The following is a 26,935-nucleotide window of genomic DNA, read 5'->3' on the forward strand; positions in this document are numbered from 1 at the left end:
CGGTGAGCGAAGCCGGTCTCGTTTGCGAACCTTGTGTTGCCTTTCGTCGCCTCGTATCGTCTCACTCGGATTGATCGAATCCGGGGGTGAAGTTTGGTCGACGTGTTCGTCTCGTATGCCCGCAGTTCGTCCGCACAGGCGCGTGCGGCGGCCGAGCGCCTGCGCGACAGCGGTTACACGGTGTGGATCGACGACGACCTGCCCGCCCACCGATCGTTCTCGACCGTCATCGAGGAAAACCTGACCGCAGCTTCCGCTGTACTTGTGCTGTGGTCCGAGGATGCGCGCGCATCGCGGTGGGTGCCCGCCGAGGCGGACATGGCCTATAATGCCGACAAGCTCGTGCAAATGAGCCTTGACGGGGCGTTGCCCCCGCTGCCGTTCAACCGCGTGCACTGCGAAGTCGCGACCGGATGGCACGGCGAGCGCGATGCTCCTGCCTGGCGCAAGATCGACGCGAGCATCGCCGAGCTGGTAAAAGGCAAGCAGCATCGCGAGCTAGCGCCCGCACCCACGCGCCATGCGACCCGGCCCCTGCGAGAAAGAATGCTCGCGGTGCTGCCGTTCGACAACCTTTCGTCGGACGAGGAGCTGACCTTCTTTTGCGACGGCGTTTCGGAAGAAATCCAACGCTCGGTTGCTGACGGCAGCGACCTCAAGGTAGTAGCCCGCTCCTCCAGCTTCCAGTTCCGCGGCGCAGACAAGGACACTGCCAAGGTGGCCGCCGCGCTCGGCGTCTCGCACCTGCTCGACGGCTCGGTCCGCCGTGGCGGATCGAGAGTGCGGATCAGCGCCGAGCTGGTCGACTGCACAACCAGGAGCGCCATTTGGGGCGACCGCTTCGACGGCGACCTAGAAGACGTATTCGAATTGCAGGACTCGATCGCACAGGCAGTGGCAAAGGCGCTCAAGGTCGCCCTCGCCCCGAAACCCAAGGAGCGATCGATGCCTCCGGATCTCTACGAAGAATTCATACGTGCTCGAGGCTGGATGGCCGAAGGCGATGCGATGTTCGACGATTCAGCAACGCGGGCGGTCCCACTGCTGGAAAAGGTCATCGCTGGAGCGCCCGACTTTGCTCCGGCTTGGGAACTGCTCGCCACCGCGCGCGCTTGGGAACTGCGGACCGGCCTCTACGAAGGGGAATACTCCATCGGGCGCGATAGCGTGATTCATGCGGCCCACACGGCTCTCGAGCTCGACCCGAGGCGCGGCGGGGCCTACGCTTCGCTTGCTAAGCTGGAGCCGTGGGGTTCTTATGAATCGCGCGAGAAGCTTCTATCGAAGGCACTTCAAGTGTCGCCGCGCGATCCGGCAATCCTGACCGACATGAGCGATTTCTACTGGAGCGTGGGCCGATTTCGCGATGGGCTGGCGCTGGCCGAACAGGCTTGCGAACTCAACCCGCTCATGCCCTCGGCGCAGCTTCACGTATCACAGATGCGGCTCTATACCGGCGACTATGAGGGCGGGATCGAAATGAACCGCAGGATCAGGCGCCGGTGGCCCGACAACCCAGGCATCCTTCTTTCGTTGGTCAACAGTTCCAGCTTCCTCGATTTCTGGGATGCTTACGATGAGGCAGTCCCCTTCATCGAGAATTTCAGCGGCTGGCAGGTCAAGGACATGCGAGCAGCCAAGGCCTACGCCGATGCCAAACGCAGTATGGATCCGGACCTGATCGAGAAGCGCGTGGCGCGCTATGTCAAGCTGCTCGACGATACCGGCACGATGCCGCTCAACCTCATCCTTTCGATCGCTGCGCTAGGTAAGCTCGAGTTCGCGCTAGATCTCGCCGAGCGGGCCAACTACGATTACGTGTTCGATCGTGACGGAGCGCGCCCGAGCATCTACTATCCTGGCACGATCCTCGCGCGGTGGAGCGAACCTCTGCGTTCACCACGTATCACACGCCTGTGCCGCAGGCTTGGGTTGGCGGACTATTGGGTCAACACAGATCAATGGCCCGATTGCGTCGAGTGGGTGCCTTACGATTTCAAGGAGGGAATCCGCGAAACACTGGCTGCCCCCGCCTAATCGGCGTCCTTCGGACCGTAAGTATAGAGCGTGCGATCGACTTCGAATCGCGCATTCGAGGTGAATGACATCGCGAACTCGACAACAACCTTCGTCCGCGCCATGCTCCAGTCGGCAGGCAAGTCGTCGTCGGGCACGGGCGTGGGGATCGTGTGACCGTGCTCGTCCTTCGGACGGGGATCGGTGAGGCCGAACAACTTCACGAATTGTTCCTGCATGGTGTCCGACCACATGAATGACAGCTCAACATCTTTGCCTGCATAGAACTGCGGCATCTTTGTAACAGTGTGACTTATCCGCGAAGCGATTATCGCCCGATATGCAGCCGACTGCATGTCGAACACGTCCCGGAACTGCTTGAGAGTGTTGATCTCGATAAAGTGGGTTGGATCCGCGTCCTGCGCATCGGGTTGAATTTCGAAGAAAGGAACAATGCTGAGCAGAGCACCACTGAATGACCCAATTTGCCTGTTCGCGAGCATCAGCGAGGCCTTGTCGACCGGAGCGGCATTCTCCTTCATGCGAATGTGCATGACCGCTAGCTCGCGCGACTTGGACCTCGGGCTGAACTCGCGAAACCCTTGCGTTGAAAGGTCGATGTGGAGGTTGTCAGGCTCAAATCCTTCGTTAAGCGTGATGCGGCCAAGCTGCTTCTCGCTGCCCCAGATTTCGCGACTTGAGAACATTACCGTGCTACTGTCGTCGAAGTAGAACGGCTGGATCCACACGATCTTGTGGTCGCCTAGCAGGTTGTCCTTGTTCACTTCGTAGCGCTCAGCGGGAAACGACCAGAACACTTCCTTGTGCGCAAGGGTGTCCCATCCCTCTTTGCCGCTGTAGCCGCTCGAGAAATCGACGTGGTCGGCCACTGTGAGCATCCCGATACAGTCACCCGCCGTCGCCCGATAGTAATACGGCGACCGATCGGGACCCGCCGAATTCAGATGGGTATCGAGGTACTCCTGCATGCAAAGCGGGTGCGCCTTGATGATGAAATTCCAGATGCGCGACCCGGTCGCGATCCAGGGGGGGATCAACTGCTGAGTGGTGAACGATTCGACGAATTCGGTCATCGCCTCGCTCCTTTCCCGAACAATCCCTTGATCGGACGGAACCAGCGCGCGGTCAGGTCGCTCATCCCGGGCCGTGCGACAATTCCATCTCCGGCATCGATCGGAAATTCGTGGATGACCCGCATCAGGTCGTAGTCGACGTCGGCAGTGAACCGGAAGGCCGCTGTTGGGCTGGTCGAGATACATCCCGGTGGGCGTTCCTCTTTCAAATCGAGAAACACCCGCAGGATGTCGCGGAAGCTTCCGAAATCGTGGAACTTTATCAATACATCCATTTCATCATACAATCGCAGGTCGCGGACGTTCGTATAGTGGGAACGACAAGTGACCAGTGCCTGGTAGACGGCTTTTTCCGGATGCGCGGCGTCGCGGTATTGCTTGAGGCCTACCGTGCGCATCGAGGTGGGGATGAGACCAGCCGAAATGTAATCGACGAAATTAGATAGATCGCCCATGCGTTCGATCGCGGCGGCGACCGCCGGACTGTCGAGCAACGTTGCGAGCGACAGCTCCGGCCTCGCGCCGAGCCTGAATGTCGGCAGAAGCGGGCCGGTCGTGACTTCGAGAAACGGCAGCATCTCCTGATACTCGCCAGGCACATCGGTCTTCCAGCCCGGCATCATGACCGAACCACTGAAGCTGTCGGGGAATTCGAATTCGCCGATGTCGATATCCGCCAATAGCTTGCCCAGCCCGAGCATTTCCCGCCCGCAAACGCACGACCACGGCTTGTCGACAACGATGAACGGAAGGATGCAGTTGGGCTCGCTTTTAGTGAAGAGGCCCGAGGTGCCATTGCCGTAGCGCATCACCGGAATCGAAACGAAGACCTCGCGCTGACTGGTAGTCCCGCGATTGGGATACGGAACTTCACCAGTATCCTCAGGCAGGCGGTTCGAGCTGACCATCTCGGGATAGTCGAGGAACATCAGCATCAGGTACGGCCAGCTTGACAGCGGACGGTATTCGAAGCCGCGCTCTTCGCGCGAGCCGAGGTTGAGGAACTTGTCGCAGTATGCTTGCACCGCCGGCAACTGCGCCTTCCACAGGAAGGAATTCACCGTCACCTTGGGGAAATGGTAGGGCGGCGGCACATCCTGGCTGGCGGCCGATTGGACATAGAGCCGCGAATGCCAATGATCGCTCATACCGTTGCCTCCCTGGGAGTGGCAACGAACTCGGCTGCGCCGGCTTGGACGATGAAATCGGATCCGAACACCAGTGACGGGGTCTGGAAACCCGGTTGAACCTGTCCATCGCGGATCCGGTGCAAGGCTTCGGCCGAGGTCAGCGCGCTTGCCGAATAGCCGTCCAGTACGTGCATGCGGATCACACGGGGCCGGCGCCAGCGATCGTGCGCTTCGACCACCAAGGTATAGCCGGTGCCTTCGGGTAAGCCGCCGGGAGGCTCCTCCGGCCAGATCTTCGATGTCGCGGCCCCAAGGCTGCGCCACGGCCCCGCCCCGGTAACCCGCGCAGTGAGCCCGGCCATGCGATAGCTCGAGCGGTGCCACCATGGCTGCTCGGTAAAAGTCTCGATGCTCCGGACCCCGGTCGAAAGCTCGCAGGTCACGACATCTGCCCAGGTCATTGCAGTCGCTTCGCTCAACCGGCCTGCGAAGTCGAACGCGCGCACCAGGCTGCCGGCCGGAACCGGCACCAGCTCCCCGTCCCGCCTCACCACAAGATCGGCATCGAACACCCGCGCCGCGCTCGCCACGCTACCAGCCGAAACGGCGTGCAGGCACGAAAATCCGATGTAGAATTTGACCGTGTCGGGCCAGGTCTCGACCGCGCGCTTGAGCAGGCAATCGCTCGCCGCAATCGTCAACCCCATACCGGGAAGCAGCATCACCCCCGCTTCACGTGCTGCCTCGTCGTGCGCGAGAAGCTGCCCGAACACCGGCCATTCCCCGGCGAGGTCGAGATAATGGCACCCCGCCTCTATGCAGGCATCGGCCATCCGTATTGCGGTATCGAGATACGGACCCGCAGCGTTGAGCACGACCGAGGCGCCGTCGAGCGCGTCGACGATCGTGGCGTGATCCGACAGGTCGAATGCACACCATGGGAGATGGAACCTGTCCGCCACTTCCGCGACCCGCTCGGCATCGCGCCCCGCGATGACCAACGGCATCGTACCGGCGATCTCCTCGAGGATCTTCTGCGCGGTGAAACCCGTCGCGCCATAAAGGAGCACATGCCCGGTCATTTGCGGTCGAAAATCCAGCGGACAAGGCCGAGCAGGAAATCTCGGTCCTCGCCTTCGGGGCATTCGCCGTAGGCTTGGTCAAATTCCTCCAGGGCGCATCCGGCCATCGCCGCCGCTACCCGCTTGCCATAGGCGATCGAGCCCTTTTCGTGCATCAATTCGGCCAGCCATTGCCCATCGGCCCGGCCGCGCTCGCCGCGATCGCAGGCAAGGAAGGCGTCGATCCGCTTGCGCTCGGCTGCACTCGCTGCCTCGCGGACATGGATCAGCATCAGCGTTCGCTTGCCTTCGAACAGATCGCCCCCGCGCTCCTTGCCGTAGCCCGGATCGGCGGTCAGGTTGCGCAAGTCGTCCTCGATCTGGAACGCGATGCCAAGGAAATGGCCGAACCCCATCAACCGGGCGGGGTCGACGCGTCCGCGCGAGCCGACAATCGCCCCGAGTTGCGCAGGCCAGATCATCCCCATCCACGCGGTCTTCTTCAGCGCCATGCGCAAGTAATCGGCGGTCGTCAGCCCGGTGACGTTGTTGTCGCGCCACCCCAGCTCGAGCGCCTGGCCTTCGGCGGTCTGGCGCGCCATCTCGATCGTCGCATCGATGACTTGGCGGGCGACCTCGGGCCCGCAAGGGCGAACCGCGTCGAGCAATGGGCGAAAGGCGGTGAACATCAGCGCGTCACCGGCATTGATCGCCAAGGGCACGCCGTGCAGCGCGTGGAGCGTCGGGCGGCCCCGCCGCTCTTCGCTGCCATCCTGGATATCGTCGTGGATCAACAGCGCGTTGTGCAACAGCTCGACCGCAGCAGCACAGCGCACAACCGATTGCAGCTCACCGCCGAACAGGCGCGCGTTGGCGATGCAGATCGCCGGACGCATCATCTTGCCGCCACGCCCGGGATAATCGGCCAGAAGATCGTCGAGGAACGGAGCAACCGAAGGGTTGGTGAGGTAGCGCGTCAGTTCCCCGCGGGTGGCGCTGGCGTATCGGTCGAGCAGCCCGGCTGGGAGGCATCCTGCGGCGCTTTCCGCGCTTGTCGCCCCCTCCTCCATCACCGCCTAGTCCTTGACCTGCACGACGATGACACCGAGCGGGATGTCCTGGCTGAGCGCCGTGACCATTCCTGAATAGACCCCCGCCGGCTGGTTTGGCGGCACATCGATCGTTACCAGGAGCCCTCCCGCTGAAACGTCCGCCTCGAATTTGATCCCGGCTGCGTCGATCGCGGGATTGTTTCCTTCTCTCGGAACGAGCGACGTCGAGGTAATTTCCCACACCCCGGTCGGGTTCGTTGGACGATCGAGCTCCTTGACCAGCGCGGCAGCCTTCTTGCCTGAAAACTGTATCGTGAGCGGAAGCTTTCGGTGATCCTGCCGGTGGTGTTCGCGGTGTGGTTGGTGCACCTTGACGCCGTGCTGAGCGGAACCGTTTGTCTTGCCCTTGGCCTTGCCCTTGACGGGCTGGATATCGCGAAATCCCGGCACGGCGGAAGCGGTTTCGCCGGGAGGCGGTGGGCCGCTCGCTGCGGCAAACTGTGCCAGCAGTTGCTCGCAGATGTCGAAAGTCGTGGTGCTCAACTGCCGCGTGAGGTCGAGCAGCCGGTGAGCCATCGCCTCGACATCGTAGGGCACCTTGCGAAAACTGTAGTTCCCCTGGCGGAACAGCTCCGCCGCCCGCCGCCCCTGGGCGATCGTTTCCGACAGCACATCATAACCCGACCGGACCGCTTCGGCGACGGCCTCGTCGATATGGAGCGCTTCGCCAGAATTGGCAGTTTTGGCTTTCGCGTGCCAGCGATCGTGGTGGTGGCCATCGTCGGGACCGAATTTCGGTCCTTGCTTCGCAGCCTCCGGTTCCGCGTGGCCCGGGTGCGGCGCGGCCGCTGCTATGTTTGCACCACTTCGGTCGGGGCGTTGACGAGGGGTGGGCTCGCGCTTGATCCGTTCCTTCTTCGACTTTGACGTTACGCGCTTCTTGCCGCGCTTGCCCGAAGCAGCATCATCAGGGGTGGTCATAGGCGGTGATGTCCTCCAACCTGGGGAGCCCGCTCAGCGCATGCGCGGCGAGCAAGCCCGACATTACAGCTCCTTCGACGCAACCCGAATGAAAACCGCTATCGGTCCAGTCACCCGCGAGAGTCAAATTGTCATAGGTTATGTCGAGCGGTGATATCCGGTACCGCCAGCTTCCAGGCGTATGAATAACGTAGCGATCGGAAGGGTTTACGTTTGCACGCCAATATTGCGAGGCAAACCGCGCCGGCCCTTTGGACTTACGCCCCTTCTCCGCCGGTTTGAGAATTTCCCAACGAAATTCGCCGCTTGAGTCGAATGCGCGGGGCCAGATTGCGCGAACCGGACCCTGCAGGAAACCTTCGGCGCTGGCCTTCACTTCAGCCGCGCGCCGCGCCGGATACCCGCTGTCGTCGTCCGCTGGCGGTTCGGGCGGATCGCGCAGCGCGGCGCAGAAATAGACCGAGGTCGCAGGCGGGTCCTTCCACCCTTCTTCCGGCACGACGTGCGCCATGTCGCACCACGTGTCGAACGGCTTGGCAAAAGCACCGGTAATGTAGGTCGGGCCCGGCCAGCCAAGCGTTTCCAGATCTTCGGTCAGCCAGACCTGGAATGCCTGCGAAGCAACAGTGGTGACATTGTCGCACATCGCCTTCCAGCGAGGATCGTGGGCCACGATTTCGCTGGCGACATAGGGCACCGCGGCGACCCCGACCGTCAGGGCGACGAAGTCAAAGTCCTCGCCGACGTCGAGCGTCTTCTCCCCTGCCCGCCGCCGATCCCAGTGCGATTCGAGGTTCCACCCTTCCTTCGCGATCCGGTCGCCCTCGCGCAGTTGTTCGAGATCGGGTTCGGACGGCCAGCACGGCTTGCCTTGAACCTGCACTAGCGGATCGTATTCCCCGCCCCCCTTAACCGTCGCCTGCACGTCGAAGGTGAGTGTCGCGACATGGCCCTTGCCCCGACCCAGCCCCATGTTGGTTAGGCGGTGGAAGAATTCGAACTTTACTCCACGCGCTTTCATCGCGGTGTAGAGCGGCGCGAACACAACGTCTCCCATTCCCGCGCGCATTCGCCACATGAACGCGCCGCGATAGCCGAAGAACGTGCGCAAAGTGCCGCGCAGCCCTTGCCCCGCCGATAGCGACGGGCGATCGGGATCGCCGTTCACGTAACCCATCGAAAGATCGTAGAGCCCGCGCAGGAATGGCGATTGCAGCGCACGGTCGGATGCGCCGTTGATCTTCATCCATTCGCGGCATTCGTAGTCGTCGATCGCGTCGAGGCCATCGGGGTCGGACATGATGCCATAGCGCATAAGGCCCGTAATCGTAGCCAGCGTAAGATCGGCCACTTCCCACATGAAGCGGTTGGGATCGTCGGCAATCCAGCGATCCTCGATCCATTGGCGGAGCTGGCCGAGTAGACCGTCAGCCGATCGCAACAGCCCGTCGGCCGTCTCGGGCGTGACCGAACGGATGAGTGCCGCCAGCACGCCCAGCCCCTCGGCCAATGCCGCAGCGCTCGCAAAAGTGCCGAGCCTGGCGAGGTAAGCGAGCCGCGAGACGATGTCGCCGTCGGGCGGACGATCGAACCAGGTCGCCGGATTATGGCCATCGACCTGGGTATCGAGGATCAGCGAGCGGAACAGTTCGAACGCGCGTGCCATGTAGAACGCCATCGTAAACGGTTCGTCCGGCGGGCGCGGATCGCCCGGCAACCCGGCCCGGGCAGGCATTCTGACAAACCATTTCTGGAAGCCGCCGTTCTCGCTGGCGGAACACAGCGCAATATCGTTCTCCGGCGTCCACGCATCGCGCCAATCGCCGTAAACATGCCCCTGCCCCGCCGCCTCGAGCTCGGCATGGCATTCGCGCATCATCCGGAAGGCGTTGTCGTAAAACCCGAGCCAGATATGCAGCCCGTGTTCCTCGATCCGTCCGCTCGCGCCGCGACCAGAAGCGCCCTTGCCTCCCAGCCGCCAGCCTTCCTGATAGACAGTGACTTCGTAGCGCCCGTTATGCTGTGGCTTCGACAGCTCCCACGCCAGCGCCATTGCCGCACACCCGCCGCCAATCACGGCAACCCGGATCGGCGCGTCGCTCAAGGGCGCGCCCCTGGGCGCATATGCGGATCATAAAAGATTGGGCCGGAATCAAACAACTCGCCACCTTCCGCGATTCTGACCCGTTATTGATTGCATAAGAACCGAAATTTGAACGCATGGCAACCCGGTCGGGGCGAGCGGACCGATACTGGCTGAACAGATCGCAGTCATACGCAATGTCGCGCCTCATACGTGGCTGCGCTTACAGACAGCGATCAGGCGGGCTTCTTCCGGAGAGCGGAGCGACCGTCTGTCAGGCCCTGCACCATCGCCGGCAGGAACAGCAACACCAGCGGAACGGCGGCGACCAGCCCGAAGATGATCGCAGTCGCAAGCGGCTTTTGCAGCCCCGCGCCCCGGCTGATCCCCAGCGCGAGCGGGGATAGCGTGAGTATCGCGATCAGCGCGCTCATCAGGATCGGGCGTAGGCGATTGGTGGCGGCGGCATGAAGCGCACCAATCGAGACAGGCTCGTCGCGGTCGATCTCTGCGAAGAAGAACACGATGAGTTCGGTCACCATCCCGATCACCATTGTCAGCCCCATCAGCGCCGAGATGTCGAGCTCGATGCCGGTGATCCACAAGCCGCACAGCACCGCCCCGGCGCTGAGCAGCACCGTGACGATCGCCGAGATGGTCCACGTCAGCCGTTCGAACAGCAGCGTCAGCAGCAGCGCGGCCAGCAGCAGGGCCGATCCGAACACGATCGTCATGTCGGTAAAGCTCTTCTGCTGTTCGGCATAGAGACCGCCGTATTCGACCCGGATCGACGGTGGGAGGTTGAGCCCCGCGACAGTGCTCTTGACCCGTTTCATCGCAGTGCCGAGGCTGATCCCGTTGAGGCGCGCGGTAACATCGATGAACGGCGCGAGGTTCTCGCGGGTCAGCTGCTTCTGGCCGGCTTCGATCGACACAGTGGCAATCTGGCTCACCCGCACGCTGTGCCCGTCGGGCGCAACCAGCGGCATGGTCGCGATCTGGCTGGCACGTTCGCGCAAGTCGCGCGGGCTGCGCAGCCGGATGTCGATCATCTGTTCGCCGACCCGCACCTGCGTCGCCGGGCTGCCATCGACCATCGCTTCGAGTTGGCTGGCGATCGCTTGCGGGTCGAGGCCCTGCTGCGCGGCCGCGCCGGGATCGACCTTCACCGAAATCGCATCACCCGCAACCCTGAGCCCGTCGACGACTTCGGCAACCCCGTTGATCTGGCCAAGCGCCTTTCCGACTTTCCTTGCCGCACCTTCGAGCGCCTTGGGATCGTTGCCGAACAGCTTGACTTCGATCGGTTGCGGCACGGCGGTGAGATCGCCGATCAGGTCTTCCATCAGCTGCGCGGTATCGATCTGCAAACCGGGCACCTGATTTTCGGCCTTGGTGCGGATTTCGTCCATCACATCCCAGATCGGGCGCCGAGAACCGCCCTTGAGCCGGATGAAGTAATCGCCTTCGTCGGCCTCGGTCAGACCGCCACCGAGCTGCAACCCGGTACGGCGCGAATAGCTGGCGACTTCGGGGGTGGAGGTAATGATCTTTTCCAGCTGGCGCAACTGCCGGTCGGTATCGGCCAGGGCAGCGCCGGGTTGCGCCTTGTAGTCGAGCACAAACCCACCCTCGTCCATCCTGGGCATAAATCCTGACGGCACGTGGGTAAGCGAAAAATACCCCCCGAGCCCCAGCAGCACCGCAACCACCAGCGCGAACAGTGCTGGCCGGACGAAAACCCGCTTGGCCAGCCGCCCATAGGCGTGCTGGAGCCGGTCGATCATCCCGCTCGCCTTCTCGGCAGCTTCGGCGTCTTCGTCGCGCAGCCAGTAGGCAGCGATCAGCGGTATCGCGAAGCGGGCATAGAGCAGCGAAATCGTAAGCGCGGCAACGATCGTGATCGCCAGCGCCTTGAAAAACCCGCCTGTCACGCCGCTGATGAACGCCAACGGCACGAACACCACGATCGTCGCGCCGGTCGATCCGACCAACGGCTTGCCCATTTCCGCCGCAGCCTCGAGCAGCGAAGGCGTATCGGTGCTCTTGCCCTCCTGCATCCGCCGCATGATATGCTCGAGCATCACCACGGCGTCGTCGACAATGAGGCCGACGGCAGCCGCCATGCCGCCCAGCGTCATCATGTCGAAGTGCATGCCCATCGCGTAGAGGATGAGGCAGGTCGCCGCGAGCACGCCCGGAAGCATCGCTGCGGTGATCGCCATCAGCCGCGCCGAGCGCAGGAACATGAACAGCACCAGGCCCGCTAGCAGCGCCCCGATCAGGATCGCATCGCGCACCGCTTTGGCTGCGCCCGCGACCAACTCCGACTGATCATAGAACGGTGTCACCTTGACGCTGCTGGGCAAGGCGAGCGCTTTGATCTGCGCCTGCACGTCGTTGACCACTTGCACGGTGTTGCCGCGCAGCGATTGGCGCACGTTCACCAGTACCGCGTTCTGCCCGTTCGAATTGACCAGCGTATAGTTGGGTGCCGACGAAGGGATGACCTGCCCGATACTACCGAGCGTGACCACGCTACCCGTCCCGCCGGCGGTCTTGACCGCGATCGATGCGATATCCTGCGGGGTCGACAGCTTGCTCTGGACCAGCACGAGATACAGGCGATGGCGATCGGCTATCTTGCCCGCACCGATCACGACATTGGCGTTCGCCAGAGCGCTCGCGACATCGGTCGGGGAAACGCCCATTGCGGCCATCCGCGAAGGGTCGAGACGAACTTCGAATTCGCGCGGCGATCCGCCCAGCACATCGACCGCCGCGACCCCTTTGACCGAAGTCAGCGCCGGGCGGATGCGCAGCTCGGCGATCTGGCGCAGGTCTTCCTGGTTGAGCGTCGGAGACGTGAGCGCGAGGCCGTAAACCGGGAAGATCGTCGGATCCATCCGCCGCACATCGAACTGGATGCCTGGCGGCAGCGCGCTTTGCATCGTCGCCAGTTCGCCTTGCGTAGCGAGCTGCGCGGCAACCATGTCGTGCCCCCAGTCGAAATCGAGCGCGAGTTCGGCCGAGCCGCGGCTGGTGGTCGAGCGGATCCGGGTGACCCCGGGGATCGAGCGCAACGCCAACTCGAGCGGGCGGGTGATCTGCGCTTCCATCCGTGCCGGGTCGCGCTCGCCCGCATCGACTGCAACGACAACGCGCGGATAATCGATGTGCGGGAACAGGCTGACCGGCAGCTTGGTCGCCGCCATCAACCCGCCCAGCGTCAGCAGCAAGATCGCCAGCCAGATGGTGCGTGCGTGATGGGCAAGCGAGCGCATTACTTGGTGCGCACCTTCATGCCATCCTCGAGCGCGGTCCCGCCCTGGGTCACGACCTTGTCGCCCGCTGCGACGCCGTTGGCTATCGCCACGATCTTGCCGTCGGTCGCTCCGATGCTCACGTCCCTGCGGTGGGCAACCCCCTTGCTTACGACGAACACATAGGGCTGCCCCGCGTCGTCGAGCAGCGCCGAGTAAGGAACGGTTACGGTATCACCCGACATCTGCACGGTGACCGTGCCCTTCAGCGGCTGGCCAGCGCCCACTTGGAAACGCGCCGGGACCGTTACGTAGATCGATGCAAGCCGGGTCTGCGGATCGGCGGAAGGATCGACCGAAACGATCGGGACGGTCGCACCTGGCCCTCCGCCCGGCGCATCGAGCTGCATCCCGGCCCCCCGAGAGAGGTGCGCGACGAGGCTCGGGTCGATCCCGAAGCTCGCCTGCAGCGCGCCGCTGCGACTGATCGTGACGATGGGAGTACCGGGGCTCACGAGGTTACCCGGCGCGCTGTCGACCGACCGGACAAAGCCCGGCCCCGGAGCGCGAATGGCAAGCTGGCCTTGCTGGACCGACAGTGCAGAAAGGGCGGCGCTGGCAGACTGGGCGGCGGTGCGGGCGCTTTCGACATCGGCGTCGCTCATCAGGCCATCGGCCCGCAGCCGCTGCGCGCGGGCGTAGGCGGCCTTTGCAGTCTGCGCTTCGCTGGCGAGGCGAGCGCTGTCGGCGCGGGTTGCCGGGCTGGGAGACAGCGCCACGACCAACTGGCCGCGCGAGACGGGCGAACCGACACTGGCGGCAATTCGGCTCACCACCGCTTCGACCGGTGCTGACAGCGTGAACTGGGTGTCCGCATTCTGTTCGACCATCCCGTAAAGCGTCTGCGTCGAGGCCACGCTGCCGGTCTGCGCGGTCGCCAGCGAGACGAGCGCGGACGGCACAGCGCTGGTGTCCCCGCCCGATGAACCCGAACAGGCGGCCAGCGACAGGCTTGCTGCCAAAACCAACCAGCGAAATCTCATTGCGGCCATGCCTCCCGCGGGGTTCCCGTCAACAATTCGAGCGCGATCATCTGTTCATCGTAATCCTGTTGGGCTTGGGCGAGCTGGATCTGTCGGTCGCGCAGCGCCTGCTCGGCGCTTTCTGCGGCTTCGAGCGACAGGTCGCCGCGATCGGCCGCCGTGCGCGAAGCCGCCGCGAAGTGCTCGATCCGATCGATCCCGGCCAGCGCGTCGGCCTTGCGCTGGAGCGCTGTGCGAACCCCGGCCTCGGCAGCGGCAATATCCGCCCGCGTCTGGAACAGGCGGGCCTGGTATTCGGCCTTGAGCGCCGCGCGGGTCGCGCGTTCGACGGCAATCGTGCCGCGATTGCGGTTCCACAGCGGCAAGGTGAAATCGACCGCCGGACCGAGCAGCAAGTTCCCGGCTGAATCCCGCTGGGAGTTGAGCGTCAGGCCGAGATTGGGAAACTGGTCGAGCACGGCCTTGTGAACCGCGGCTTCCTGCGCAGCGTAGCCTTCGCGCAATGCGGCCAGGTCGGTCCGGTTCTTCTCGGCGAGCCCGAACAGCGCGGAGGCTGGAGGCGGCGAGGCAATGTCCGGAATCGGGGCGAGCGCCAGCGGCTGATCAGGCCTCAGGCCCAGCAGGCGACGCAGATCGCCTTGCGCGGTAACGAGGCTTTGTGCAGCGGTGTTGTAGGTGTCGTCGGCGCTGAATGCAGCGACGCGTGCCGCCTGGAGCCGATCCCCGGCAATATCGCCCCGCGCCGAGGCGCGTTCGTTGCGATCGAGCAGCGAGCGAGCGGAATCGCGCGACTTCTTTGCCAGCGAAACGATCTGCTGGAGTTGCTCGATCCTCACAGCCTGGATCTTCGCTTGCCCGGCAGTCTGCCATTCGGCCCATGCCAGGTCGAGGCGGACCTGCTCGCCCTGCGCGACTGCCCCTTGCCGGCGCACCGCGCGGGTGCGCAGCGCATTGAGGTCGAACCCCAGCGCGCCGGACACATCCAGCATCGTATCGGGCCCGCTCGCCACTTTGCTAGCACCAATCGAGAAGGTTGGATCGGGCAGCAGGCCGGCGGCAAACACCTGGGCTTGTGCGACCCCGCGTCTGGCGCGCAGCGCGGCAAGGTCGGGGTTGTTGGCTACTGCCAGCGTGGCGATCGCATCGAGGCCGAGCGGCTTGGAAAGGTCGATCGATACCGGCTTGAGCCATGGCCGTTCGACCGCGCTCGCGCTTTGCTCGAGCACCGACGCCACCGGCTTCTCCAGCGCGTTACTGTCGCTTGCCAACGGGACCGGCACATACGTGGCGCACCCCGAGAGCATCAGCATGGCGGCCACAATCGCTATGCGCATCCAGGCATCCTGTTGAATATAAGTCTTACCGCCAGACCAGGTTGAGCATCGTCGAGTTCGAGCCGCGCGCTGTGGGCTTCAGCGACGGCTTCCACCAGACTCAGGCCAAGGCCATGACCTGGAGTGGAGCGCGCTCCGTCAAGCCTGACGAAGCGCTGCATCGCGCGCGCTCTGTCTTCCCGGACAATACCCGGGCCGTTATCGGCGACGAACAGGCTCACCCGCTTTCCCTGCATTGAAGCTCCAATCCGGATGGTAGAGCCAACCGGCGTATGGCGCATGGCGTTTTCGACGAGGTTGGACAGCGCTTGTGCCAGGAGATCGCGATCGCCAGGCACCAGCGCCTGCCCCGGATCGTTGTGCAATTCGAGGGTATGCCCCGATTCCTCTGCGGCGGGCTCGTGTGCCTCGGCAATCGCTTGCGTCAGTTCCGCAAGGTCGACCTCGCGAAAATGCTTTTGGATGCCGCCGCCCTCGACTTCCGAAATTCGCAGGATCGCAGAAAACAACCGCAGGATATCCTCGCACTTGTCGATAGCGGCTTCGGCATGGTCGCCCCGCTCGGCCTCGGGAGCATTGAGAAGCGTTTCCAGCTGGCCACGAAGCTGCGTGAGCGGCGTACGCATGTCGTGCGCGAGGTCGGAGGTTACTTGCCGCAGGTTGGCGAGCAACGCCTCGATCCGGTCGAGCATGGCGTTGAGCGAGATCGCCACCTGGTCGAACTCGTCACCGCGCTCGGTCACGTCGGCGCGGCCACCAAAATTGCTCGACGCGAAAGCGATGGACCCCTTGGCAATCCCGTCCAATCGGCGGCGCAGGTACCGGCCGAGCATCAAGGCGAAGATCGCGCCGAGCGCGAGCGTGCCGGCAAATGCAAACGCAAACACCACCAGGATCGTCTCGTCGAGGTGGTCGAGCGGTTCGAGGTCTGCGGCGACTACCAGCTTGTTGCCGTCGGGGAGCCGGGTTGCCAGTGCGCGCGCGGCATCGGGACCTTCCAGCGGGTCTTCGAATGTAATCCGGCTCCAGCCGATCGGCGGTTCGGCCAGTTCCATATGCCCCGCAATCTTCTTGCCTCGGGAGGAGAACACCGCGAATTCCAAAGCGTTGGCCGCGCTTGCTTCGCGCACCGCAATTGCTTCGGTGAGACCGACGTAGCGCTCGCTGTTGAATTCACCGACCAGGCTCACGCTCGCCTGCTCGATCGTGTCGTCGATCTGCTTCAGGAAGGCAGTGTGCACGGCATAAAGCACGGTCGCCCCGATCAGCAGGGTCGCCAGCGCAAAGCATGCGGCCGAAACGACCGCGATACGATAGGCAGCACTTTGCGGAAGCAGCCTCATGCAGCGTGGACCCGGTAGCCGGTTCCGCGACGGGTTTCGATCAGATCGTCTAGCCCGCCCTCGTTCAGCTTTGCGCGCAGCCGGCTCATGTGGGTTTCGATGATCTTGGTTTGCGGGTCGAAATGGAAATTCCACACCCGTTCGAGCAGCATCGTGCGGGTCACGAATTCGCCGGGATGCCGCATCAGCTCCTCAAGCAAGCGGAATTCCTTGGGCTGGAGCAGCACGGGCTGCCCGGCGCGGCGCACTTCACGCGTAAGGAGATCCATCTCGAGTTCGCGGGATGCCAGCCGCGTCTGGACCTCGCTGGGTGATCGGCGTCGTGACAGGGCGTTGACCCGTGCGACCAACTCGCTGAACGCAAACGGTTTGACGAGGTAATCGTCCGCCCCGGCGTCGAGCCCTTGCACGCGGTCCTCGATCTGGCCCAGCGCGGTCAACATGATCGCCGGGTCGTCGATATTGGCGGCTCGCAGCGTACGGAGCACTTCGAGGCCGTCGCGCCCCGGCATCATCCGGTCGAGCACGATCACATCGAACGGTTCGTCCAATCCAAGGCGGAGCGCTTCCTCTCCGTCACTGGCGACTGCAACGCTGTGCCCAAGCTCGGCGAGACCGCGCGCGATAAATTCGGCGGTCTCGGTGTCGTCTTCGGCGAGGAGGATACGCATTGCGGCCAGAGTCAGCAGCGGCTCGCCGCGATCGCAGCGAGGACCGTCCCGCTCGCCGAGCTGTATGTCGTCGCACGTGTGAGCATTTGCAGAACTGCTGGTCCCCCTGTTTTGCGATGTTCGCATAGATCACGATCGATGCCGGGATACAAACTGCACATCGGCAATTTGTACCCCGGCGCCCTGCGAGTTGCGACCCTCAGGGCATCTTTGAAAAGTAGTGTTCGAGACCATCGACAAGGTCGAGTTCGCGGGTCGAGGCGCGCCGGGCCAGCGCGACGTCCTTGGCTTGCGCGGCCTTGCCCATCGTATCGAGCGCAGCGGTGAAGTCTGCCTTGAGCTTCGCATCGGTCACTTTCGGCTCAACGAGCGCCCATTTGCCCTCGGCGAAGGCAAGCGCGGATTGCGCGTCATCCCATCGCGGAGGGCTGGCGGAAAGGTCAGCCTGGAAGCGGAAACCCGAATAGTCGAGCAGGCTCACCGCTTGCGGCACACGGCCCGTGTCCGCCGCGCTTTCCACCAGTGTGCGGTAACCCTCCACAGCGGCGAGCGCGACGCCTGTGCGGTCATCGGTCTTGATCGCGCTGTCGATCGCATCGAGCTGCGCTTCGAGCCGTTCGCCTTGCTTGCCGTCAAGAATGCTGGCCACTCCGGCTGCGGCAGCCTTGGCCTTGTCGACCAGCGCCGCGAGCTCGGCCGAACTGGTGCTTGGGGCGGATTCGGTGAGGTTTTCGAATGGCTCGGCGGCATCGAGCAACTGCTTGTTGCGCGCAGCAACCTCGCTGGCCGAAAGGCCGGACTCGGGAGGAGTTTGTGCGGCAGGCGTTTCGGGCGCTGCCGGGGAATGCGGCGCACTACACCCGGCGAGCGCAGCCGCTGCCGCAACGGGGAAAGCGAAAGTCCATCGGGACAAGGTCAATTGAGGCTCCATTTCCACACAAGGTTATGGGCCGAACGGCGCGGGTCAAACCAATGTTCCCTAGGTTGGGAAATCGTATCCTCCGCGGACAGGGCAGTTCACACACCGAGTAGTGTCGATGTTAAGCTGGCGTCATCGCTTTGTGGCGGAGCGGGAGGGATTCGAACCCTCGATACGGGGTTACCGTATACACACTTTCCAGGCGTGCGCCTTCGACCACTCGGCCACCGCTCCGCATGCCTGTGTTGGCAGGCGCTGCCCTCTAGCTGCGGCTTGAGCCGCACGCAAGGCGTGCGCGTTGGGGGCTGCGCCCCCGCCTGCGCTGCGCTTCGGCCCCGACCACTCGGCCACCGCTCCGCATGCCTGTGATGGCAGGAAGCGGGCACCTAGCGGGCGCGAGCAGTGCTGACAAGCGGCAGGTTGTTGATCCTTGCCATCCGCGCGCCGCGTGGCACAACGGCGGCCATGAACAAGCTCATCCTCGCCGCGGCGATACTTGCCTCCCCCGCCCTTGCCGCCGACGAAGCACCTGCGCCGCCAACGCCGGCCTCGGTCGTCGAAGCCGCCAAGCCGAGCGAGTGGAAGGCGATCGATCCGGCCGACCTGCTGGTGATGGACCTCGCGCCCGATGCGAAGGGCAACAAGCGGCAGGTCATCATCCAGCTGATGCCGCCACCGTTCAGCCAGGGATGGGTCGACAATATCCGCACACTCGCAAGGGCGCACTGGTGGGATGGGACGAGCGTCTACCGCGCGGTCGACAACTGGGTCGTCCAATGGGGCGACGGCGAAGGAGAGGACCCGGCCAAGGCCAAGCCGCTGCCCAAGGGGCTGAAGGTGGTGCCGGAGAGCGAGTATGTTGCTCCCGCCACAAAGGCCGAGCTGACAAATTTGGCAGACGGGGCAAGCTTTGGTGCTTCCGGTCTTGCGAAGACAACGTCATTTCTGAGTGATCCATATGCGTCGCTTACCACTTTCTACGAGGGCTGGCCGATCGCCACTTCATCTAATGCCAAATGGCCAACCCACTGCTACGGCACCGTCGGCGTCGCGCGCGACCTTTCACCCGATACCGGCACCGGGGCGGAACTCTACTCCGTGATCGGGCAGGCCCCGCGCCAGCTTGACCGCAATATCGCGGTTGTCGGGCGCGTGATCGAGGGGATCGAGAACCTCTCGACCCTGCCGCGCGGCAAGGGCGATCACGGGGTCTATGCCGACAAGAGCCTGCGCGTGCCGATCATCTCGGTCCGGCTGGGCAGCGACCTGCCCACCGCCGAGCAGCCGCACTTCGAATACCTCGACACGGGCAGCAAGAGCTTCGCCGAGTACGTTCACGTCAGCGCCAACCGCAACGATGCGTTCTACAAGGTGCCCGCAGGCGGCATAGCGCTGTGCAACGTCAAGGTGCCGATCCGCCGCGTTCCCGGTGAGTGAGACGCTCTCGTTTGCTGCGCCGCTCACCCGCTGGCGGGGCGACAGGGGAACCTATCACCTCGTGACGATCGCGGGCGAGGCTGCCGACCAGCTCGCCATGCACGCCCGCCTGCACCGGCTCGAGTTCGGTCGCAGCCGCGGGTTCGGTTCGGTCAAGGTAACCGCGCGGATCGGCGAAACACACTGGAAGAGCTCGGTATTCCCGCAGCGGAAGCAATCCGAATGGATCCTGCTGGTCTCACGCAGAGTGATGCGCGCCGAAGACCTTGCGGCGGGCGACACGGTCCGCCTCGAACTCGAACTGCTCTAGAGCCGCTGCATCAGTTCGATCCGGTTACCGAACGGATCGGACACGTCGCCGCGATCGTAACCATCGAGCGGGGAACCTTCGGTAAAGGTCACGCCCGCATTCGCCAGCTTCAGCCTCAACGCCGCAAGGTCATCCACCAACAGCGCAGGATGCGCTTTCCGCGCGGGGCTGAACGGATCCTCGACACCCAAGTGGATATGCGCCTCGCCGCCTTCGAACCAGCACCCGCCGCGCTTGGCGAGGTCCACGGGCTTGGCCACTTCGGCCAGGCCCAGCACCTCGGAGTAGAATCCACGAGCAGCGTCTTCACCGCCCTTCGGCATTGCCAGTTGGACATGGTCGAGACCGACAATCGCCATCGTCAGAGCCTCTCCGCTTCAGCAACAGCATCGCTTGCGCGCAGGGCGCTGACGATCCGGGTCAGGTGGGCAAGGTCGGTCACATCGGCCTCGACTTCGTAAGTCACGAAAGGCCGGTCGGACTGGGTCTGCGCGAGCGAGACGACATTCGCGTGCCCTTGGGCGAAGATTCCGGCCATTTCCGCAAGCGTTCCCGGCCGATCGTACAGCGTCACCGAAACACGCCCCAATGCGCCGTGGCTGCGCTTGCCCCAGCGCAGGTCGATCCAGTCGGCATCGACCCCGTTTGCCAACTCGAAGCAATCGATCCGATGCACCACGACCGTCTCATTAGGGCGGCGCAGGCCGACAATCCGGTCACCCGGTACGGGATTGCAGCAGTTTGCGAGCGTGAATCCCACACCCGGGGTCAGCCCGCGGATCGAAATCGCGCGCTCCTGGTGTTGTTGTTCGTCGCCGTCCTCGAATTCGGCAGTGCTGCCCGGCACCAGCGCTTCCATCACGTCGCGGTCAGGGATCTTGGCTGCGCCGATGGCATACATCAGTTCGTCGGCGTCCTCGAGATCGAGCCGCTCGACCGCCTCGCGGATAGCCTTCTTGCCGATCCGTGCGGGCAAGCGCGCGGCGATCTCGTCGAACAGCTGGCGGCCCAGTGCAGCGACTTCCGCTCGCTCTTTCAGCCGCACTGCGCGGCGAATCGCGGCGCGCGCCTTGCCGGTGACGACGAAACCGAGCCACGAGAGTTGCGGCTCGGCCGACTTGCCTTTGATGATCTCCACCACGTCGCCATTGTTGAGCGGAGTGCGCAGCGGCATATGCCGCCCGTTGATCTTGGCCCCCACGGTCTGCGCACCAAGGTCGGTGTGGACCGCGAACGCGAAATCGACTGCAGTCGCTCCCTTGGGTAGCTGGAACAGCGCACCTTTGGGGGTGAACGCGAAGATCCGGTCCTGGTAGATCGCCAAGCGCGTGTGTTCGAGTAGCTCCTCGGGGTCGTTGCTGGCATCGACGATCTCGATCAGGTCGCGCAGCCAGCCGACCTGCCCATCGGGCCGGTCGCCTTGCTTGTAGGCCCAGTGCGCAGCCAGCCCGAACTCGTTCGTGCGGTGCATCTCGCGCGTGCGGATCTGCACCTCCACCCGCATCGAGTTCTCGTAGATCAGCGAGGTGTGGAGTGAACGATATCCGTTTGTCTTGGGCGTCGAGATGTAGTCCTTGAACCGGCCCGGGATGAACTGCCACGTGTGGTGCAGAACCCCCAATGCGCGGTAGCAATCGTCGACGGTTTCGGCGATCACGCGAAACGCCATAATGTCGGTCACCTGCTCGAAGTTGACGTGGCGTTCGGCCATTTTGCGCCAGATCGAATAGGGGTGCTTCTCGCGGCCCGAAACTTCGACGGCAAGCCCCGCCCCGGCGAGCGCCTGCTTGATGTCGAGCGCGATCGCATCGACCTGCCCGCCGTCCTGCGCGCGGATCTGCTCAAGCCTCCCAGTGATCGTCTGGTAACCTTCGGGCTCGAGCTGCTCGAATGCGAGCAGCTGCATCTCGCGCATGTATTCGTACATCCCCACCCGTTCGGCCAGCGGGGCGTAGATATCCATCGTTTCGCGAGCGATCCGCTGGCGCTTTTCGGGCGACCTTATGAAATGCAGCGTGCGCATGTTGTGCAGCCGGTCGCCCAGCTTCACCAGCAGCACGCGGATATCCTCGCTCATCGCCAACAGGAACTTGCGCAGGTTCTCTGCCGCGCGCTCGTTTTCCGGCATGGCCTCGATCTTGGAGAGCTTGGTCACGCCATCGACCAAGCGGGCAACGTCGGTACCGAAATTGGCCTCGACGTCGTCGATCGTCGCGAGCGTATCCTCGACAGTGTCGTGCAGCAGCGCAGTAATGATCGTTTCCTGGTCGAGCTTCAGGTCGGTCATCAGTCCCGCCACTTCGACCGGGTGGCTGAAATAGGGATCGCCGCTGGCGCGCTTCTGGGTGCCGTGTTTTTGCACCGTGTAGACGTAGGCGCGGTTGAGTAGCGCCTCGTCGGCGTCCGGATCGTAGGCCTTGACCCGTTCAACAAGTTCGTACTGGCGCAGCATACAAGGCCAAACTTGCGGTGCAGTCAGGCGATACGCAAGCGAAAGTCTTTGCGGAGGAAATTTTTGACCGGACCTTTGCGCATGGCGACTCACAGCTATCAATTAACAAAAAACGCAATCGATGTTGCATGTAACGCAGGAGCCATCCGGATGAGGATCGGATAAAGATGCGGATAGATTTCTACTTTCCTGTTGTTTTCAAGTATATTAGTCATGATATGAGGGGATGCAGGTCGACAGGCGTCGATCGCGCTTGCGACAGCTCCGCGATTGCCCTATTGCGGAAACACTTACATGGTTTGATAAGGTATACACCGATGGAAACCGAGAGCGCCCTTCTCCTCGCGCGCATCCAGTTTGCCTTCACGGTCAGTTTCCACTTCATCTTCCCGTCGTTCTCGATCGGGCTGGCGAGCTATCTCGCGGTGCTCGAAGCGCTATGGCTCAAGACCGGCAAGCAACTCTACCTCGACCTGTTCAAGTACTGGCTCAAGATCTTCGCGGTGGCGTTCGCGATGGGCGTCGTCTCGGGCATCGTGATGAGCTACCAGTTCGGCACCAACTGGGCGGTGTTCTCCGACAAGGCAGGCCCCGTGATCGGGCCGCTGATGGCTTACGAAGTATTGACCGCGTTCTTCCTCGAAGCCGGGTTCCTCGGCGTGATGCTGTTCGGGATGGACAAGGTCGGGCCGAGGCTCCACTTCGTCGCCACGCTGATGGTCGCGGCGGGCACTTTTGTCTCGGCATTCTGGATCCTGTCGGTCAACAGCTGGATGCAGACCCCCACCGGCTATGTCATCGGTGCCAACGGCCAGTTCCTCCCCGGCCCGAGTTGGCTGGCGATTATCTTCAACCCCAGCTTCCCCTATCGGCTCATCCACACAGTCCTCGCGGCCTACCTCACCACCGCCTTCGTGGTTGGCGGGGTCGGTGCGTGGCACCTGCTGCGCGACAAGGCCAACCTCCACGCGCGTAAGATGTTCTCGATGGCGATGTGGATGGCGACGCTCGTCGCGCCGGTGCAGATCTTCATGGGCGATGCGCACGGCCTCAACACGCTTCAGCACCAGCCGGCCAAGGTCGCGGCAATGGAAGGACATTTTGCCGCCGAAGGCGACAACCAGCCGCTGATCCTGTTCGGCCTGCCCGACCAGGAAGCGGCCAAGGTCGATGACGCGATTTCGATCCCCTATGCCGGGTCGCTGATCCTCACGCATACGCTGCACGACCAGATCAGGGGGCTCGACACCTTCCCGCGCAACGATTGGCCCCCGGTGGCGATCGTATTCTGGTCGTTTCGGATCATGGTCGCGATCGGGTTTGCCATGCTCGGGCTGGGGCTGTGGAGCCTGTTCGCGCGCTGGCGCAAGCGGATGTACGAATGGAGCTGGCTGCACCGCGCGGCCGTGATCATGGGCCCTGCCGGGTTCGTCGCTGTGATCGCCGGATGGGTAACGACCGAAGTCGGCCGCCAGCCATACGTGATCTATGGCCTCCTGCGCACAGCCGACGCGGCAAGCCCGCTGGCAGCGCCCGCCCTTGCAACATCGCTGGCAGCGTTCGCGGCGGTCTACTTCGCGGCGTTCGGCGCAGGGGTGTGGTACATCCTGCGCCTGATGAAAGCTCCTCCGAAGCAGGGCGAGTTCGGGGTGAAGCGTACCGAGAAGGGGCCGGTGCGGACCGCCGGATTCACGCCTGGCCTGCACCAGGACACACTCGGCACTCCGGAAGTGCCCGCCAAGGATGGGAGTGCGGAATGATGGGCAGCATCGACCTCACCACCATCTGGGCGTTCATTATCGCCTTCGCCGTGTTCGCCTATGTCGTGATGGACGGGTTCGACCTCGGCATCGGAATCCTGTTCCCCACGTTCGAAGTGGGCGCTGAGCGCGACCGGGCGATGAACGCGATCGCGCCGGTGTGGGACGGTAACGAAACCTGGCTAGTGCTCGGCGGCGGCGGCCTGTTCGCCGCCTTCCCGCTGGCATATTCGGTAGTATTGCCCGCGACCTACCCGCTGATCATCGCAATGCTGCTGGGCCTGGTGTTTCGCGGGGTCGCGTTCGAGTTTCGCTGGCGCGACCCGGATCACCGCAAATACTGGGATTTCGCCTTCACCGCAGGATCGTTCGTCGCTGCGATGGCGCAAGGGATGACGCTCGGCGCGCTGCTGCAAGGGATCACCGTGGTCGATCGTGCCTATGCCGGCAGCTGGTTCGACTGGCTCACGCCCTACACGCTGCTGACCGGCCTTGGCACGGTCGCAGGCTACGCGCTGCTCGGATCGACCTGGCTGGTGTGGAAGCTCGACGGCGTCGGGCAGTTCCACGCGCGCAAGCTGGCCATTCGCTCGACTGTCGCGACGCTGGTGCTGATGGGAGCTGTCAGCCTCTACACCCCGCTGCTCGATACGAACTATTACGCCCGCTGGTTCACCATGCCGAATTTCGTATTCGCGAGCCAGGTGCCGCTGTTGACGGTCATCATCGCCTATTTCCTGTTCCGCGGGCTGGTGAAGGGACGCGAGGCCTCGCCGTTTTTCCTCGCGCTGGGGCTGTTCCTCTTGGGCATGGCGGGACTCGGGGTTTCGATGTGGCCCTATGTCGTGCCGCCGGGAATTACTATCTGGGACGCAGCCGCACCGCACCGCAGCCAGGTGTTCATGCTGGTTGGCGTGGCGCTGACGATGCCGCTGATCATCGGATACACCGGGTGGGCCTATTGGGTGTTCCGCGGCAAGGTCGGCTCCGACGGATATCATTGATGCCGCCCGACCCGACCGACCGGCCGCTGTGGCAGCGGCTGCTGTGGATGGCCGCGATATGGGCCACAAGCGTCGCGACCATCGGCGCGGTCGCAACGGTCCTGCGGCTGTGGCTCAGTCCTTCGTAAGCACCACCTTGTCGACCGCGCCCTGCGTCACGGCATGATAGCCTGACCGCGTCCTGGCGTAGATCCGCCGCGCGATCGGCTGGCCCCACACGCCTTGCTGCATCAGCGTCGCGAACAACGGGCGGACGAACTTCGTACGACCCACCGTCGAGAGGAACGTGTCTGCTTCGGCAACCGCTGGCTCATAGCGATTGGCGAGCGCGAGGTTGAGCCACAGGAACAGCTCTTCGTTGTTGCCGGTCTTCGCCAATCCGAGGGCATTATCGAGCGCTGCAAGCTGGTCCGCGCTCCGTTGCTGCGGCAATTCCTGCAGGAACCGTTGGCGTTCGGCGGAAGTCCACCCGTCCCATGCCGCCTTGACCGGGATCGTACCGCTCTCGGAATAGGCCTTGGCTGCTCCGTCGACCGCCGCAAAGGCCGCGGGATCGGGCTGATAGACGTTTGCTGGAAGGCCCGGATCGAAGATCCACTGGTGCAGCATCAGCGCCTTGGCTTCGGCCTTGCTCTTGACCAGGTGCGCCAGCATGTCGTCGTAGATCATCTGCGAGGTCGCGGGTTGGAACGCGTGTCCATCGAACCACTGGCGCAGCCATGCGTCAAACCGCGCGCGGCCGACTGCGTGTTCGAGCGTCGCCATGAACGCTGCACCCTTGTTGTAGATGATCGCGCTCCCCGCGCTTTCGGTTCCGTCGGGCTGGTGGAGCGCGGTGCCCGGCGCGTCGTAGCCAACCCGGTTGAGCGTGTTTTCCATCGCGGCAAACGAAAGCAGCGCCTCCTGCTCGGCGCGCTTCTTGCCGTAGATCTGCTCGACGATCCGGTTCTCGAAGTAGCTGGTAATCCCTTCGTTAAGCCAGCCGTCGCCCCACACCGCGTTGGTCACAAGGTTGCCCGACCAGCTGTGCGCCAGCTCGTGCGCGACCAGCCCGGTCAGGCTGCGGTCGCCCGCAATGAAGGTCGGTGTAAGGAAGGTCAGCGTGGGGTTCTCCATGCCGCCGTAAGGGAAGCTCGGCGGCAGCACGATCATGTCATACCGGCCCCAGCGGTATGGTCCGTAGAGCGTCTCGGCAGCACTCACCATCTTCTCGGTATCGGCGAGTTCGTTCGCGGCGGCATCGAGCATCGCAGGCTCGGTCCACACGCCCGTGCGGGGGCCGAGCGAGCGGAACGCGATGTCGCCCGCCGCCAACGCAATCAGGTAAGGCGCGACCGGATGGTCCATTTCGTAGGTGAACGCCCGGCGGCCATCGCCGAGATCTTCCGGTTCCCCGACCGCGAGGCCCGACATGACCACCGTCAGCGGCTTCGGCGCAGTAATCCGCGCTCGCCAGGTCTGGCGAATGCCGGGGCTGTCCTGCGTGGGAATCCACGTGCGGTTGAGGATCGCTTCGCCCTGGCTGAACAAGTAAGGATACTTTCCGCCTGCAGTCTGCTGCGGCGAAAGCCATTGCAATGCGTCGGCGTCATGCGCGGAATAGGCGATCTTGACCGTGCGGTTCGCGCCTCCAGGCCCGATATCGATCGTCAGCGGTGCTCCCTTGTCGCCGCTTGCCTCGCCTACGGCATAGGCCAGCGCATGGCCCTGCCCATCAGTTACACTGGCGATATCGAGCCCGCGATCGTCGAGTACCAGTGTCTTCGCGCCAGGTGCTGCAAGCACAGATAGCGTTGCGATGCCACCGATCGTCCGCGCGTCGAAATCGAGCGCCAGGTCGAGATCGACATGCGTAACCCGCGCGACCTGCGGCTGCGCATAAGTCGAAGTATCGAGCGCCTCGGGCGAATTCAGGATCGGCGCAACCGCGACAGAAGCCGGCGCCGCGTTGGTGTCGGCGTCTGCGGGCACTGTTGAACAGG

General features: G+C 63.6%; 21 protein-coding genes and 1 tRNA gene. 6 read left to right on the top strand and 16 right to left on the bottom strand.

Features of this window, described 5'->3' with window-relative positions; all coding sequences use genetic code 11:
- The first annotated feature begins 102 nt into the window (after positions 1-102).
- Positions 103-2,037: a TIR domain-containing protein gene (locus CJO11_RS03210; protein WP_169829123.1), complete on the top strand. Its 1,935-nt coding sequence runs from the start codon at positions 103-105 to the stop codon at positions 2,035-2,037.
- On the opposite strand, the gene CJO11_RS03215 is transcribed toward CJO11_RS03210, so the two are convergent.
- From CJO11_RS03215 to CJO11_RS03275, 13 genes are all read right to left on the bottom strand, one after another.
- Positions 2,034-3,110, bottom strand: coding sequence for a hypothetical protein (locus CJO11_RS03215; RefSeq protein ID WP_095011418.1), 1,077 nt, complete (start codon positions 3,108-3,110; stop codon positions 2,034-2,036). The genes CJO11_RS03210 and CJO11_RS03215 overlap by 4 nt on opposite strands.
- On the bottom strand, positions 3,107-4,258 hold the full coding sequence (locus CJO11_RS03220) for an acetoacetate decarboxylase family protein (RefSeq protein ID WP_095011419.1): 1,152 nt from the start codon (positions 4,256-4,258) through the stop codon (positions 3,107-3,109). Before CJO11_RS03220 ends, CJO11_RS03215 begins: the two co-directional genes overlap by 4 nt.
- Positions 4,255-5,322: a saccharopine dehydrogenase family protein gene (locus CJO11_RS03225; protein ID WP_169829124.1), complete on the bottom strand. Its 1,068-nt coding sequence runs from the start codon at positions 5,320-5,322 to the stop codon at positions 4,255-4,257. The genes CJO11_RS03220 and CJO11_RS03225 overlap by 4 nt, the downstream gene beginning before the upstream one ends.
- Positions 5,319-6,371 carry a polyprenyl synthetase family protein gene (locus CJO11_RS03230; protein WP_095011421.1) on the bottom strand — a complete coding sequence of 351 codons (1,053 nt, stop codon included), beginning with the start codon at positions 6,369-6,371 and terminating at the stop codon, positions 5,319-5,321. Before CJO11_RS03230 ends, CJO11_RS03225 begins: the two co-directional genes overlap by 4 nt.
- 6 nt (positions 6,372-6,377) lie before the next feature.
- Positions 6,378-7,334 carry a hypothetical protein gene (locus CJO11_RS03235; RefSeq protein WP_095011422.1) on the bottom strand — a complete coding sequence of 319 codons (957 nt, stop codon included), beginning with the start codon at positions 7,332-7,334 and terminating at the stop codon, positions 6,378-6,380.
- The gene (locus CJO11_RS03240; RefSeq protein WP_240504544.1) at positions 7,321-9,438 is read right to left on the bottom strand and encodes an FAD-dependent oxidoreductase; all 2,118 of its coding nucleotides are present in this window, start codon (positions 9,436-9,438) and stop codon (positions 7,321-7,323) included. The genes CJO11_RS03235 and CJO11_RS03240 overlap by 14 nt, the downstream gene beginning before the upstream one ends.
- Before the next feature lie 215 nt (positions 9,439-9,653).
- On the bottom strand, positions 9,654-12,701 hold the full coding sequence (locus CJO11_RS03245) for an efflux RND transporter permease subunit (RefSeq protein ID WP_095011423.1): 3,048 nt from the start codon (positions 12,699-12,701) through the stop codon (positions 9,654-9,656).
- The gene (locus tag CJO11_RS03250) at positions 12,701-13,732 is read right to left on the bottom strand and encodes an efflux RND transporter periplasmic adaptor subunit (RefSeq protein ID WP_095011424.1); all 1,032 of its coding nucleotides are present in this window, start codon (positions 13,730-13,732) and stop codon (positions 12,701-12,703) included. Before CJO11_RS03250 ends, CJO11_RS03245 begins: the two co-directional genes overlap by 1 nt.
- Positions 13,720-15,057 (bottom strand): TolC family protein, encoded by a 1,338-nt coding sequence (locus CJO11_RS03255; RefSeq protein WP_095011425.1) that lies wholly within the window; start codon positions 15,055-15,057, stop codon positions 13,720-13,722. Before CJO11_RS03255 ends, CJO11_RS03250 begins: the two co-directional genes overlap by 13 nt.
- The gene (locus tag CJO11_RS03260) at positions 15,048-16,400 is read right to left on the bottom strand and encodes a HAMP domain-containing sensor histidine kinase (RefSeq protein WP_095011426.1); all 1,353 of its coding nucleotides are present in this window, start codon (positions 16,398-16,400) and stop codon (positions 15,048-15,050) included. Before CJO11_RS03260 ends, CJO11_RS03255 begins: the two co-directional genes overlap by 10 nt.
- Positions 16,397-17,071, bottom strand: coding sequence for a response regulator transcription factor (locus tag CJO11_RS03265; RefSeq protein ID WP_095011427.1), 675 nt, complete (start codon positions 17,069-17,071; stop codon positions 16,397-16,399). The genes CJO11_RS03260 and CJO11_RS03265 overlap by 4 nt, the downstream gene beginning before the upstream one ends.
- A 199-nt stretch (positions 17,072-17,270) precedes the next feature.
- Entirely contained in the window at positions 17,271-18,002 is a 732-nt protein-coding gene (locus CJO11_RS03270) for a hypothetical protein (protein WP_095011428.1), read from the bottom strand.
- A 131-nt stretch (positions 18,003-18,133) separates the two neighbouring features.
- A tRNA-Ser gene (locus tag CJO11_RS03275) sits at positions 18,134-18,224 on the bottom strand.
- 231 nt (positions 18,225-18,455) lie between these two features.
- Between CJO11_RS03275 and CJO11_RS03280 the strand changes: the two genes are divergently transcribed.
- Both CJO11_RS03280 and CJO11_RS03285 read left to right on the top strand, forming a co-directional pair.
- Positions 18,456-19,427 carry a peptidylprolyl isomerase gene (locus CJO11_RS03280; protein WP_095011429.1) on the top strand — a complete coding sequence of 324 codons (972 nt, stop codon included), beginning with the start codon at positions 18,456-18,458 and terminating at the stop codon, positions 19,425-19,427.
- A complete protein-coding gene (locus CJO11_RS03285; protein ID WP_095011430.1) occupies positions 19,420-19,737 on the top strand; it encodes a DUF1905 domain-containing protein in 318 nt (105 codons plus the stop codon). Before CJO11_RS03280 ends, CJO11_RS03285 begins: the two co-directional genes overlap by 8 nt.
- Here CJO11_RS03285 and CJO11_RS03290 read toward each other — a convergent pair.
- Complete coding sequence (locus tag CJO11_RS03290) at positions 19,734-20,096, bottom strand: VOC family protein (RefSeq protein ID WP_095011431.1); 363 nt, start codon at positions 20,094-20,096, stop codon at positions 19,734-19,736. The two genes, CJO11_RS03285 and CJO11_RS03290, sit on opposite strands and share 4 nt — an antisense overlap.
- A 2-nt stretch (positions 20,097-20,098) precedes the next feature.
- Positions 20,099-22,189, bottom strand: coding sequence for a RelA/SpoT family protein (locus tag CJO11_RS03295; RefSeq protein WP_095011432.1), 2,091 nt, complete (start codon positions 22,187-22,189; stop codon positions 20,099-20,101).
- Positions 22,190-22,506: 317 nt separating this feature from the next.
- Here CJO11_RS03295 and CJO11_RS03300 point away from each other — a divergent pair, with 317 nt between their 5' ends.
- From CJO11_RS03300 to CJO11_RS03310, 3 genes are read left to right on the top strand one after another with little or no spacing between them, the layout of a single operon-like run.
- Positions 22,507-23,949: a cytochrome ubiquinol oxidase subunit I gene (locus CJO11_RS03300; protein WP_095011433.1), complete on the top strand. Its 1,443-nt coding sequence runs from the start codon at positions 22,507-22,509 to the stop codon at positions 23,947-23,949.
- The gene (gene cydB / locus CJO11_RS03305; protein WP_095011434.1) at positions 23,946-24,953 is read left to right on the top strand and encodes a cytochrome d ubiquinol oxidase subunit II; all 1,008 of its coding nucleotides are present in this window, start codon (positions 23,946-23,948) and stop codon (positions 24,951-24,953) included. The genes CJO11_RS03300 and cydB overlap by 4 nt, the downstream gene beginning before the upstream one ends.
- Positions 24,953-25,081, top strand: a complete 129-nt coding sequence (locus CJO11_RS03310) for a DUF2474 domain-containing protein (protein WP_095011435.1) — start codon at positions 24,953-24,955, stop codon at positions 25,079-25,081. The genes cydB and CJO11_RS03310 overlap by 1 nt, the downstream gene beginning before the upstream one ends.
- Here CJO11_RS03310 and CJO11_RS03315 read toward each other — a convergent pair.
- Positions 25,068-26,924, bottom strand: coding sequence for a M1 family metallopeptidase (locus CJO11_RS03315; RefSeq protein ID WP_338064656.1), 1,857 nt, complete (start codon positions 26,922-26,924; stop codon positions 25,068-25,070). The two genes, CJO11_RS03310 and CJO11_RS03315, sit on opposite strands and share 14 nt — an antisense overlap.
- Between the last annotated feature and the right edge of the window lie 11 nt (positions 26,925-26,935).

It is taken from the genome of Tsuneonella mangrovi, assembly GCF_002269345.1.
In the GTDB taxonomy this organism is placed as follows: Bacteria; Pseudomonadota; Alphaproteobacteria; order Sphingomonadales; family Sphingomonadaceae; genus Tsuneonella; species Tsuneonella mangrovi.